Raw genomic sequence first — 12107 nt, forward strand, 5'->3', positions numbered from 1 at the left:
TCACTAATCGTGAACATAATGTAGGTCAAAATCGCGTGGACGCGAACGGTTGGCCTCCCGTTCAATTCAGCTATGGATACGAAAGCGCGGGCCGGAGTGGGCCTGGCTGTTCTGGCGATGTTGTGCGTGCAGCTCGGGCTCGCCGTGTCGGTGGGTCTGATCGATCAGCTCGGCGCAGACGGAGCGGCGTGGATACGACTCGCCTGGGCAGGCATCATTCTTCTGATCATCGTCAGGCCCCGCCCCTCGGTGTTCACTCGCAAGGCGTTTCTGGCTTGCGTGGTTCTGGGTGTGGTCACCGCAGGTATGACGCTCCTTTTCATGGCAGCGGTGGAGCGACTTCCGCTGGGAACAGCAAGCGCATTGGAATTCTTGGGTCCGCTGACGGTTGCATTGCTCCGGGGGCGTGGCCGCGTTCTGTGGCCGGTTCTGGCAGGCGTGGGCGTCGTGCTTCTCACCGAACCATGGGCCGGGACAGTCGATCTGGTCGGTGTGGCGTACGCACTCGGTGCGGCGCTCTGCTGGGCGATGTACATTTTGCTCACCCAGCGCGTCGGCGACGAGGTTGCCGGTATCAACGGGCTGGCGGTGTCGATGGCGGTAGCCGGGTTGGCCGCGACAATTGCCGTAGGCCACTCGGCTATCGGGCGGCTGACTCCGCATCTGATTCTCGTGGGCCTCGGACTCGCGATCTTGCTGCCCGTCGTGCCGTTCGTTCTGGAGATGGTCTCGTTGCGAAGGCTGTCCACGGCGGCGTTCGGCACGCTGATGAGTCTCGAGCCTGCTTTCGCGCAGCTTATCGGTCTGGTTGTGCTGCAACAGGTTCCGAGTGTTCTGGCCGTGGCAGGTATCGCGTGCGTCGTCGTCGCAGGGATCGGCGCGGCCCGCGGTGGTGCTCGGGATGGTGCTCGGGATGGCGCCCGGAAGCCGACTGAGCCACCCTCCGATTCCGAGCGAACGTACCTTTCGGCGCCTTCATGAGACCGAGAGTGCCGTTCGCTCAGGTCGCGTTCGCTCAGTGCGAGTGCGCCGCGGCGATTGCTCCGTCGAACACGTCGGCGACCTCGCCGAGGGAGTCGAGAATCGGCTGACCGGATCGTTCGACGCGAGCCCGCACCAGCGAGCCCTCGAGCGCGGACACTGCAAGGACGGCAAGCCGTTCCGCTCGCGCACGTCCGACCCCGGACGTGATCAGTGTGTCGCGCAGTAGCGAAGTCCACTGTCGATACACCGCCTGTCCGGCGGCTGTCACGCTCTCCGAATCGGGGGCAAGTTCCAACAACACCGTCGTGATCGGCGAGCCTTCGTGGAAATCCGAATCGCTCACCCATCCGGCGAGCAACCGCGCGTACTCGCGCAGCAGTGACCCGGCGTCCGATTGGCTGTCGGCGAGTTCGGTCAGGGTGTCGGTGACCAACTGCCCGCCGACGCGGACGACCTCTTCGCCGATCTGCTCTTTGCCGCCGGGAAAGTAGTGGTAGAGCGAACCTTTCGGCGCCCCGCTCGACTTGAGGATCTCGTTGAGGCCCGTTGCCGCATACCCCTGGCGGCGAAACAGATCGGCCGCAGCTCGTACGAGTGCTTCGCGGTGTTTCGGGGGAGTCGCCACGAGTTGGAGCTTAAACACCCCAGCGATCCACCACAATCTATGTAGACTGGTCTACATGGGAAATTCTGAAATGCTCGAACAGTTGCGCGCGGTCAACGCCTCGGCGGCCTTCAACCGGTGGGCCGGATTCGAAGTCACGGAGGCCGAACCGGGTCGCGTTTGTCTGCGGCTCGAATGGCGTGAGGATCTGGGCCAGTACTCGGGACACCTGCACGCTGCGCTCGTGGCGGGACTCGTCGACACCGCGTGCGGATTTGCTGCTTTCACCCAGGTAGGTGTCGTGGCGGCGTCCAACTGCGCGGTCAATTTCGTGAGTCCGGGCGTCGGAACCGCATTTGTCGCTACGGCGCGCTCGGTCAAGGCCGGGCGCAAGCAGGTGTTCGTCACTGCCGAGGTACATGCCGAACGCGAAGGCGAATCGGTGCTCGTCGCGTTCGGCACCACCCTGTTGGTTCCACTCGCCCCTAAGGCCTAGGCAAGACAGAGCTGAAGGTCACGGAACGAGGATGAACTTTCCCGCGGGGTGCGAACTCTGCAACTCGGTGTGAGCGAGCGCGACGTCCGTTAGTGGGAAAGTCTTGGCGATCTTCACGGTGAGATGTCCGGAACCGGCTTGTTCGACCAGTTCGGATCGAGCCTTCAAACGCGCTTCCGCACTTGCCGGATTGCCTCCGCCGACGGACGCGAAGCCGTCGGTCTGGGCGCGTCCGAACGCGACGATGGTGACGATGCGACTCTTGTCGGTGACCAAAGCCAGAGATGCATCGACGGCTTCGTCCGTTCCGGCGGTGTCGAACGCCGCATCGACGCCGTTCGGCGCGAGTTCACGGACACGCGCTTCGAGGCCGTGGCCGTAGAGCACAGGCGTCGCGCCGAGCGAGCGCACGTAATCCTGATTCGAGGCTCCCGCAGTGCCGATCACCGTAGCTCCGCGACCAACTGCCAGCTGAACAGCGATCGCGCCGACGCCGCCGGACGCGCCGTGGATGAGAACGGTGTCGCCGGAACCGACCCGAATGGTGTCGAGGGCGTCGACTGCAGTTCCGCCGACCAGAAGGAGGCCGGCTGCCTGTTCCCAGCTGATGCCTGCGGGCTTCGCGGTGACAGAGGAGACCGGCACGACTACTTGTTCGGAGTAGAGGCCGTTGCCGGGGCTGACGATCACTTCGTCGCCGACGTTCACATTTGTGACGCCGTCGCCGACAGCCGAGACGACGCCCGCTGCCTCGCCGCCGAGGCGGATGGGAAGTTTCTCGGGGTCGGTGCCGAAAGCGCCGCTGTAGAGCTTGAAGTCGAAGGGATTGACGCCGATCGCCTTCACGTCGACCAGGACTTCACCTGATTTCGGTGCCGGTAAATCGACGTCCACCAGCTTCAGGACCTCGGGCGTGCCGTACGTCTGCGCTACAACAGTTTTGGTCATGTCTCGCGCAACCGTCCTCGGGGAAGCGATATTCCCCGAGGACGGGAAAAACTCGAGAAGATTCGATCAGCGGATCAGGGTGCCCAGATCGAGCGGCATCGCGATGCCGGTGATGTGATGGGCCTCGTCGGAACCGAGGAACGCGACGGCGGCGGCGATGTCCTCCGGCTGGCTGACAGGGTCGGGCAAGGTCTGCATGAAGATCGGACCGAGTGTGTGGGCGTTGGCGTCGATGAGCGGCCGCATGTCCGTCATCTGCATTCCGGTTTCCACGCCGTGTGGGTGGATGGTGTTGACCCGAATGTTGTACTGCCCCAACTCCGAGGCCATCGTCTTGGCCAGACCGGTGATGCCGTGTTTGCTCGCGACGTAATGGCCGAGGAAGGGGAGGCCGCGCAGGCCGGCGACGGAGCTGGTGAAGATGATCGAGCCACCGGTGCCTTGCTTGATCAGGTGCGGGATCGCTGCCTTGGCGGTGTGGAAGACGCCGGTCAGGTTGACGTCGAGCGTTTCCTGCCACTGCTCGGGCGTGATTTCCCAGGACATGTTGGCAGAACAGATTCCGGCGTTCGCGACGACGACGTCAAGTCGCCCCAATTCGTCGATGCCGGCCGCGAGCGCCGCGGACAGCGCAGAGAAGTCGCGAACGTCGGTCTTGGTAGCGACAATTCGACGGTCCAGGGCCTTGACCAGTTCGACTGTCTCGGCCAGGTCGTCGTCGGTGGCGCCGGCATACGAGGTGGATTCGAATTGAACACACGCGTCGACGGCGATGATGTCTGCGCCCTCTTCTGCCAGCCGGACAGCTTCGGCGCGCCCCTGACCACGGGCGGCTCCGGTGATGAAGGCAACTTTTCCGGTGAATCGACTGGCGGCCATGCTCAAACCTCCGACTAGTGGTGATGATCTGCTCTTCGGAAGTTAGCGCGACGAAGTTCTTTTCGGGGGTGAATGCCCAGTCAGCGGAAACCGCTCAGCGCACCCTGGTCAACAGGGCACATGGCCCGGCAGCGAAGATGTCCCGCGCATCCGAAGACAAGACGGGTTGTCCGCTCAGTGCGTCGACCCATTCGCCATCTGGCAGGTCCACTCGCGTATCTCGCCAACCGTGCGACGAAAGTCTGAGCGAATGTCGCGTCGCCAGAGCAACGACCATAGGCGGATCACCTGCCGGGCCGCGCGAGAAGCCGACCAGATGACCGGATCCGGAACCTGAAGCGAAGACCGGCCGGTACTCACCGTGATCGAACCACGAGGGGTTCTCCCGCCGCAGTGTCAGTGCCGTGCGAACGAGGTGCAACTTTGCGGTTCCTGTTGCGTCGATCGGCGCGGCGCCGGAATCGAGCAGTGATCGCCTCGTTCCGTAGTCGACAAGCCGCCGGTTGTCCGGATCGACCAACGAGTCCTCCCACAGCTCAGTGCCCTGGTAGACGTCGGGAACGCCGGGCCCGAGAAGTTGGAGCAGCTTTTGGCCCAGAGAGTCCGACCAGCCGTGACGCGCGATCCGGCCGACGAATTCGCTGACCGAATCACCGACCGGGCCGTCGATCACCTCGTCGATCCAGCGGTGCACTGCCGACTCGAAGTCGACGTCCGGATCGTTCCAGGAAGTTCTGGCGCCGGACTCGCGGACGGCTTTCTCCGCATAGGCGTGCAAACGCTCGCGCAGCTCTGGAACCGAGGCTGCCGAGCGGCCGTCAGCCGGCCACACACCGATGATGTTCTGCCACAAGAACAATCCGGTAAGCGGATCAGGGCTGGGGCACACGTCTTCCCACTCGCGAATCAGCCGGGCCCACAGCGTCGGCACCTGAGACACAACACCGATCCGTGCCCGCACGTCCTCGCCGCGTTTGGTGTCGTGAGTGGACAGACTCGTCATCGCGCGCGGCCACCGCTTCGCTCGGTCCGCGTTGTGGAGATGGAATTCGGCGACGGAGACGGCAAGCGATGCCGGGTTGCCGCCGACTTCCTGACGTGAGACCAGGCGCGCCGTCCGATAGAAGAGTCGATCTTCGACGGACTTGGCCATGACAGCGCCACACACCTGCTGGAAGCGAACTGAGGCTTCACCGCTGTTCACCAGGGATTGCGCCAACACGTTGAACGATGGTTCATGTCCGGGAGCCAATTCGTGCATGTCGCCGACGATCCGAGCGGCCAAACCGGCGAGGGGACTGTAGTCGGATCGGTACACCGGCATCCGAGCGATCGCGACGACAACTGCGTCGTTCAGTTCGGTCTCACTGCAACGACTTCCGGTTTCGCGTCGGATTGCACGCACGAGCCTGCGAACCTCCGGTGCCAGGTCACCGCGCCCGGTGTCGCGTTTGAACTGACGTTCGGTGTGATGCAACCACGTACTGTCCCCGTCGTCGCCGGTCAGATCTGCCGAGAGTTCGGTCAATTCGAGTTCGGCGGCGGGATCGACGAAAATGCCGCCCAGCTGATTGAGGGCGTCGTATCCGGTGGTGCCGTCGATCGGGAGCATCGGATCGAGTGGTTCCGTATGGCCGAGGATCTTTTCGATCACGAGCCACTGATCTGGTCCGATCAGTTCTCGCAGGCGCCCGAGATATTCCGCCGGATTCGCGAGTCCGTCCGGATGATCGATGCGAACGCCGTCGATCAGTCCTTCGTCGACCCACGACTTCACTTGCCGATGGCAGAGTTCGAAGACTTGGGGGTCCTCCTGGCGCAGCGCAGCGAGTTCGTTGACGGCAAAGAACCGTCGGTAGTTGATGATTCCGGCGTTCCACGGTACGAGTCGGTACGACTGCCGGGAGTGCACCTCCTGTGGGGATCCGAGTTCAGTACCGGCAGCGATGGGGAAGCGGTGCTCGTAGAACGCGAGAAGTGTTTCCTCGCCATCTTTCTCGACAGTCAGTGCGTCGAGATCGTCCGGGCTACCCAGTACCGGGAGTGAGAGTTTGCCGCCGGCGCCGTTGGCTCCGTTGTCCTCGGCCCAATCGACGTCGAAGAAATTCGCGTACTCCGACGACTGCCCGTGCGTGAGAACGTCCCACCACCAAGCATTTTCGCGAGGTTTGGCGACACCGACATGGTTGGGGACCAGATCGACGATCAGGCCCATCCCACGTGATCGAACGGCGCGCGAGAGCTCCACCAGGGCTTCGCGGCCACCAAGTCCTTCGGACACGGTTGTCGGATCGGTGACGTCGTAGCCATGCGTCGATCCGGACGTTGCCGTGAGGATGGGGGAGAGATAGAGATGTGAGACCCCCAATGCCTCGAAGTAGTCCACCTGTGCGGCCGCATCACGAAGAGTGAATGCATCCGGTCGCAACTGCAGTCGGTAGGTGCTGGTTATCGGGGCCATGTGCACGTCTCCCTCAAGCGGTTCTGCGAAGTACCGTCAATGCTCGCGCTTTTACATCCAATGTTGTTCCGGCTTTGATCACGGTATCGCTCTCACCGGTGGGGACCGAGGTGTCGAGTACGACGGTCCACTCCGAGGCGTAGTCCGCGTTGGGGGTGGAGAATTCGAGATCTTCGTAGTGGGCGTTGAAGCAGAGAAGGAACGAATCTCCCGTGACGCGCTCGCCACGGTAGTTCGGTTCCGGGATCGCGTCACCGTTGAGAAAGACAGCCAACGACTTGCCGAAACCGCTGTCCCAGTCGGCCGGAGTCATCTCTTCGCCAGACGGCGTGAGCCAGGCGATGTCGCGACTCTGATCGCCGCTTCGAATAGGTCGCCCCTCGAAGAATCGACGACGCCGGAAGACCGGGTTCTTGGCGCGCAAGGCAATTGCGCGCTTGGTGAACTCGACGAGGTCGGCGTTGGTTTCCGCGAGAGTCCAATCCATCCATGACAGTTCCGAATCCTGGCAGTAAACGTTGTTGTTACCCTGCTGAGTTCGGCCCATCTCGTCGCCGTGAGCAAGCATCGGGGTGCCCTGGCTGAGCATCAGCGTAGCCAGTATGTTCCGGCTCTGACGGCCACGCAGTTCGAGGATTTCCGGGTCGTCGGTGGGGCCTTCGACTCCGCAGTTCCACGATCGGTTGTGCGATTCGCCGTCGTTGTTGTTCTCACCGTTGGCTTCGTTGTGCTTCTCGTTGTACGAGACGAGGTCGTGCAGGGTGAAACCGTCGTGAGCGATGACGAAGTTGATGCTCGCGCCAGGGCGACGTCCGGTGGCCTCGTAGAGATCAGAGGATCCGGTGAGACGGGAGGCGAACTCCCCGAGCGTTGCCGGCTCACCACGCCAGTAGTCGCGGACGGTGTCGCGGTATTTGCCGTTCCATTCGGTCCACAGGCCGGGGAAGTTGCCGACCTGGTAACCGCCTTCGCCGACGTCCCACGGTTCGGCGATCAGCTTCACCTGACTGACGATCGGATCCTGCTGCACGAGATCGAAGAAGGCCGAAAGGCGGTCCACGTCGTGCAGTTCACGGGCGAGTGTCGAGGCGAGGTCGAAGCGGAAACCGTCGACGTGCATCTCCGTGACCCAGTACCGCAGAGAGTCCATGATCAATTGCAGCGTATGCGGATGACGGGCGTTGAGGCTGTTGCCCGTTCCGGTGTAGTCCATGTAGTGCTCTTCGTCGCCGTCGACCAGGCGGTAGTAGGCGGCATTGTCGATTCCGCGGAAGCTGATGGTCGGCCCCATGTGATTGCCCTCGGCGGTGTGGTTGTAGACCACGTCGAGGATCACTTCGATACCCGCCTGGTGGAAGCTGCGCACCATGGCTTTGAATTCCGCTACGGCCGCATCGGGTTTCGTGGCCGAGGAGTAGTCGGTGTGTGGAGCGAGAAAGCCGAAGGTGTTGTAACCCCAGTAGTTTCGCAGACCTTGGTCGAGAAGCACCTGATCGTGCATGAACTGGTGGACCGGCATCAGTTCGATCGCCGTGACACCCAGATCGGTGAGGTGCTCGATGATCACCGGATGAGCGAGCCCCGCGTACGTGCCGCGCAATTCCTCCGGAACTCCGGGATGCGTCGCGGTCATACCCTTGACGTGCGCTTCGTAGATGACCGTCTCGTGATACGGACGCTTCGGCGAGTGGTCGGACGCCCAATCGAAGAACGGGTTGATGACGACGGTCGACATCGTATGGCCGAGCGAATCATGTTGGGGGAAAGGGATGGTGGCGGGTTCGTCGACGAGTGGTTCCGGCTCGAAGGGTTCGGGCTCGAGGATCTCGTCCGATTCCTGATCGCCCGTGGGCGAGTCGTCTTCGAGGCCCACCTCGTCCGATTCGGCTTCCGAACTCGTTTCGTCGATAGCCTCTTGCGGCTCCACGGCGGGAGATTCGTCGTCTCCTGAAGGTTCGGGGTCCGCCGCCGATTCGACGTCGTACGAGAACAGCGAACGGTCTCCGTCGAAGTCTCCGTCGAACGCTTTTCCGTACGGGTCCAGCAGGAGCTTGCTCGGATCGCATCGCAGACCTGCAGCCGGATCGTACGGCCCGTGTACGCGGTAGCCGTATCGCTGGCCGGGGGATACCGACGGAAGGTACGCATGCCAGACGTAACCGTCGACCTCGTCCATCCGAATGCGGGTTTCGGTTCCGTCCTTGGCGATCAGGCACAGCTCGACGGCCTCGGCGACCTCGGAGAAGAGCGAGAAATTGGTCCCCGCGCCGTCGTAGGTGGCACCGAGTGGGTACGCACTGCCAGGCCATACCGGGATGGGAGTGGCTGAGGTCTCGCTCGGCGGTTGATCCATGAATCAGACCCTATCGGGTGCAGCCGATCGAATCTCGTCGACTGTCTACGGTGCCGATCACCGTTTCGCCTGGCTGCGGGCGGTTGCAAGCATTCCGGCTGTGATCTGTTCCACCTCTGCCTCCGAACACAGGTACGGAGGCATCGCGTATACGAGGTTGCGGAACGGCCGGAGCCAGACGCCGGCGTCGACGGCTGCATCGGTCGCGCTCTGCATGTCGACCGGCTGTTCGAGTTCGATCACTCCGATTCCGCCTTTGACGCGGACGTCGACGACCCCGGGAATTGTGACGGCTTCGGCGAGGCCTCGAGCGAGGCCACGTTCGAGGGTTGCGACGTCACGCCGCCAGTCCATCGCAAGCAGAAGTTCGGTCGACGCCACCGCGACGGCGCACGCGAGTGGATTGCCCATGAAGGTGGGGCCGTGCATCAGCCCGCCGCCCTCACCGGCAGTGATGGTCTCCGCGATCTCCGTGGTGCACAGCGTTGCCGCCAGACTCATGTACCCGCCGGTCAGTGCCTTGCCGACGCACATGACGTCGGGACTGACGCCGGCGTGATCGGCGGCGAACAGTTCACCGGTGCGTCCGAATCCGGTCGCGATCTCGTCGAAGACCAGGAGGACTTGGTATTTGTCGCAGAGGTTACGGAGGTCGATCAGGTATGCGGGGTCGTGGAAACGCATTCCGCCGGCGCCTTGGACTACCGGTTCGACGATCACCGCGGCGAGGTCCTCGTGATGCTCGGCCAAGAGCGATTCCAACTCCTGCACGTATTCGGGGAGATAGTCCGCCGGGGGAGTCTGCGCGAAGACCTGAGGGCGAAGGACGTCGGTCCAGAGAGAGTGCATGCCGCCGTCGGGGTCGCAGACGCTCATGGGGGTGAAGGTGTCGCCGTGATATCCGCCGCGCCAGGTCATCAAACGATTTTTCGACGGTTTTCCGAGGCTCCGCCAGTACTGCAGGCACATCTTGACTGCTACTTCGACGGCCACCGAACCGGAGTCGGAGAGGAACACCTTGTCGAGGTGAGGCGGTGTGATGTCGACGAGTAGTCGCCCGAGGCGAGCGGCGGGTTCGTGCGTCAGTCCGCCGAACATGACATGACTCATCTTGCCCAGCTGCCGTGCAGCAGCAGTGTCGAGCACGGGATTGCGGTATCCGTGAATGGCGGCCCACCACGAGCTCATTCCGTCGACCAATCGGCGGCCGTCGGAGAGCGTGAGTGTAGCCCCCTGCGCAGAGTCGACGATCAGCGGACGAGTCGACGCGGGAAATGATCCGTACGGATGCCAGAGGACATCGGCATCGATGGCGGAGACGTCATGGGGATCAAGTCCGGTTGTGAGCACGGATGCACCCTAACCATTGAGTTGAACGGTGTTCAAGTATGGTCGGAAAAGTGAACACCTCGCTGAATTGGCTCACTGCCGTCGAAGCGGACCGTAGGGCCGCTGGACTGCGCCGCGAACTCCGTCCTCGCACGGTCGACTCCCCGTTGATCGACCTGGCGTCGAACGATTACCTCGGACTCGTGCGGCACCCCGACGTGATCGAGGGTGCAACGGCGGCTCTGCGCCGTTGGGGCGCGGGCGCCACGGGTTCGCGTCTGGTCACCGGCACCACCACCGAACACGAACTGCTCGAAGTCGAACTGTCCGAGTTCGTCGGGGCGGACTCCGGACTGGTCTTCTCTTCCGGCTATACAGCCAACCTCGGCGCGGTGACGGCGCTCTCGGGTCCCGGATCGTTGATCGTCTCCGATGCGGGATCGCATGCCTCACTCGTGGATGCCTGCCGCCTGTCACGTGCCCGGGTCGCGGTAGCTCCGCATTCGGACGTGAGCTTTCTCGCCGACACGTTGCGCAGCAGAGTGGAAGAGCGAGCGCTGGTCGTCACGGATTCGGTCTTCAGCGCCGACGGAGACCTCGCGCCGCTGCGGGAGATGCATCAGGTGTGCCGCGAGTTCGGGGCGATCCTGTTGGTCGACGAGGCGCATGGCATCGGTGTGCGCGGTGCCGGTGGACGTGGACTCGTCCACGAGTCGGGCCTGGCCGGTGAACCCGACGTCGTCGTGACGGCAACACTGTCCAAGTCGCTCGCCAGCCAGGGCGGAGTCGTGCTCGGTGACAACAAGATCCGCGCGCATCTCATCGACGCGGCAAGAACGTTCATCTTCGACACCGGTCTCGCACCGGCCGCCGTGGGCGCAGCCAGGGCTGCACTCGCAGTACTCCAGCGTGAGCCGACGCGAGCGCTCGACGTCCTGGCCCGGGCATCCGAGCTGGCGGACGTCACCGGTGCTCCGTCGCCTGAATCTGCTGTCGTCTCAGTCGTTCTCGGTGATCCGCAGCGGGCGTTCGATGCCGCGTCCGCGTGCCGGGACCAGGGGTTGCATGTCGGTTGCTTCCGCCCGCCGTCGGTTCCGGAAGGAACGTCACGGCTGCGTCTGACTGCACGAGCGACGCTGTCTCCTTCCGAGATGGAACAGATCGCTCTCGTACTTCGCGAGGTATTGGCCGGAGCCCGAGCATGAGCATTTTCCTGGTGACCGGAACGTCGACCGACGTCGGAAAAACAGTGGTGACAGCCGCATTGGCATCGGTGGCCTTGCAGTCGGGAAAGTCGGTTGCGGTGCTCAAACCGGCCCAGACCGGCGTCGACGTGGACGGTGCGGGTGATCTGGCCGAGATCGAGCGTCTGACCGGCGGCGGCGTGACGCTGGTCGAGTTGGCGCGGTATCCCGAACCTTTGGCGCCGGATACTGCTGCCCGTCGAAGTGGTCTCCCGTTGTTGGCGCTCGACGACGTGGTTCGGGTCGCCTCCGACCTGGACACCACCCACGACCTGACCCTGATCGAAGGCGCCGGCGGCTTGCTGGTCCGCTTGGGCGTCGACGGGTTCACCGCTCGCGATCTTGCCGCGGCTCTGGCAGCGCCAGTGGTGCTGGTGGTTGCGTCCGGCCTGGGCACGCTCAATCACACGGCACTGACCGTGGAAGCCCTACGTGCATCCGGCGTGGACTGCGCCGGGTTGGTGATCGGTTCGTGGCCGCAGGAACCGGACCTCGCCGAGAGATGCAATCGCGAGGATCTGGTTTCGGTCAGCGGTGTTCCCCTTCTCGGGGTAATGCCTGCCGGAAGTGGGGGCGCGAGTGTCCGAGAGTTTGCTCGCACCGCTTCGATCACGCTCGGTGAACTTCATTTGACCAACTGACGACGTAACATCCGATTTGTCCGCATCGATAGCCAAGGCACAGTGGGGCGCCTTGGGTTTCGACGTCCCTCGCGTACGATTCCGGTCGGTATATTTCGACGGGTGTCTTGCGGCGACCCTGCATCCGGGGCGCCTTGGTCACCGACAGTGGTTGTCGAATTGTGAGTA

10 protein-coding genes are annotated in these 12107 nt (G+C 63.3%); 4 read left to right on the top strand and 6 right to left on the bottom strand.

The window, feature by feature from the left end; all coding sequences use genetic code 11:
- Positions 1-72: 72 nt before the first annotated feature.
- Entirely contained in the window at positions 73-981 is a 909-nt protein-coding gene (locus G4D79_RS17940) for a DMT family transporter (RefSeq protein ID WP_099697659.1), read from the top strand.
- 34 nt (positions 982-1015) lie between these two features.
- Here G4D79_RS17940 and G4D79_RS17945 read toward each other — a convergent pair whose 3' ends face one another.
- Entirely contained in the window at positions 1016-1609 is a 594-nt protein-coding gene (locus G4D79_RS17945) for a TetR/AcrR family transcriptional regulator (protein ID WP_099697660.1), read from the bottom strand.
- A 55-nt stretch (positions 1610-1664) separates the two neighbouring features.
- Between G4D79_RS17945 and G4D79_RS17950 the strand changes: the two genes are divergently transcribed.
- Entirely contained in the window at positions 1665-2084 is a 420-nt protein-coding gene (locus tag G4D79_RS17950; RefSeq protein WP_230587613.1) for a PaaI family thioesterase, read from the top strand.
- A gap of 18 nt (positions 2085-2102) precedes the next feature.
- Here G4D79_RS17950 and G4D79_RS17955 read toward each other — a convergent pair whose 3' ends face one another.
- The 5 genes from G4D79_RS17955 to G4D79_RS17975 all read right to left on the bottom strand — a co-directional run bounded on the left by G4D79_RS17955 (position 2103) and on the right by G4D79_RS17975 (position 10075).
- The gene (locus G4D79_RS17955) at positions 2103-3032 is read right to left on the bottom strand and encodes an NADP-dependent oxidoreductase (RefSeq protein WP_050655323.1); all 930 of its coding nucleotides are present in this window, start codon (positions 3030-3032) and stop codon (positions 2103-2105) included.
- A 66-nt stretch (positions 3033-3098) separates the two neighbouring features.
- Complete coding sequence (locus G4D79_RS17960) at positions 3099-3911, bottom strand: mycofactocin-coupled SDR family oxidoreductase (protein WP_007733124.1); 813 nt, start codon at positions 3909-3911, stop codon at positions 3099-3101.
- A gap of 94 nt (positions 3912-4005) precedes the next feature.
- Positions 4006-6372, bottom strand: coding sequence for a malto-oligosyltrehalose synthase (gene treY / locus G4D79_RS17965; RefSeq protein ID WP_099698155.1), 2367 nt, complete (start codon positions 6370-6372; stop codon positions 4006-4008).
- 13 nt (positions 6373-6385) lie between these two features.
- Positions 6386-8725, bottom strand: coding sequence for a glycogen debranching protein GlgX (gene glgX, locus G4D79_RS17970; RefSeq protein WP_083058773.1), 2340 nt, complete (start codon positions 8723-8725; stop codon positions 6386-6388).
- A 57-nt stretch (positions 8726-8782) separates the two neighbouring features.
- Positions 8783-10075 carry an adenosylmethionine--8-amino-7-oxononanoate transaminase gene (locus G4D79_RS17975; protein WP_099698154.1) on the bottom strand — a complete coding sequence of 431 codons (1293 nt, stop codon included), beginning with the start codon at positions 10073-10075 and terminating at the stop codon, positions 8783-8785.
- Positions 10076-10113: 38 nt separating this feature from the next.
- Here G4D79_RS17975 and G4D79_RS17980 point away from each other — a divergent pair, with 38 nt between their 5' ends.
- Positions 10114-11259 (top strand): 8-amino-7-oxononanoate synthase, encoded by a 1146-nt coding sequence (locus G4D79_RS17980; RefSeq protein WP_099698153.1) that lies wholly within the window; start codon positions 10114-10116, stop codon positions 11257-11259.
- Entirely contained in the window at positions 11256-11939 is a 684-nt protein-coding gene (bioD, locus tag G4D79_RS17985; RefSeq protein WP_099698152.1) for a dethiobiotin synthase, read from the top strand. The genes G4D79_RS17980 and bioD overlap by 4 nt, the downstream gene beginning before the upstream one ends.
- Positions 11940-12107 lie beyond the last annotated feature (168 nt).

The organism is Rhodococcus sp. WY5, assembly GCF_018588185.1.
GTDB classification, from domain to species: Bacteria; Actinomycetota; Actinomycetes; order Mycobacteriales; family Mycobacteriaceae; genus Rhodococcus_F; species Rhodococcus_F qingshengii.

Excerpts from the sequence above, each read along its gene's own strand:
- G4D79_RS17940 (WP_099697659.1), top strand. The coding sequence starts at position 73 with ATGGATACGAAAGCGCGGGCCGGAGTGGGCCTGGCTGTTCTGGCGATG.
- G4D79_RS17950 (WP_230587613.1), top strand. The coding sequence starts at position 1,665 with ATGGGAAATTCTGAAATGCTCGAACAGTTGCGCGCGGTCAACGCCTCG.
- G4D79_RS17955 (WP_050655323.1), bottom strand. The coding sequence starts at position 3,032 with ATGACCAAAACTGTTGTAGCGCAGACGTACGGCACGCCCGAGGTCCTG.
- G4D79_RS17960 (WP_007733124.1), bottom strand. The coding sequence starts at position 3,911 with ATGGCCGCCAGTCGATTCACCGGAAAAGTTGCCTTCATCACCGGAGCC.
- treY (WP_099698155.1), bottom strand. The coding sequence starts at position 6,372 with ATGGCCCCGATAACCAGCACCTACCGACTGCAGTTGCGACCGGATGCA.
- glgX (WP_083058773.1), bottom strand. The coding sequence starts at position 8,725 with ATGGATCAACCGCCGAGCGAGACCTCAGCCACTCCCATCCCGGTATGG.
- G4D79_RS17980 (WP_099698153.1), top strand. The coding sequence starts at position 10,114 with ATGGTCGGAAAAGTGAACACCTCGCTGAATTGGCTCACTGCCGTCGAA.
- bioD (WP_099698152.1), top strand. The coding sequence starts at position 11,256 with ATGAGCATTTTCCTGGTGACCGGAACGTCGACCGACGTCGGAAAAACA.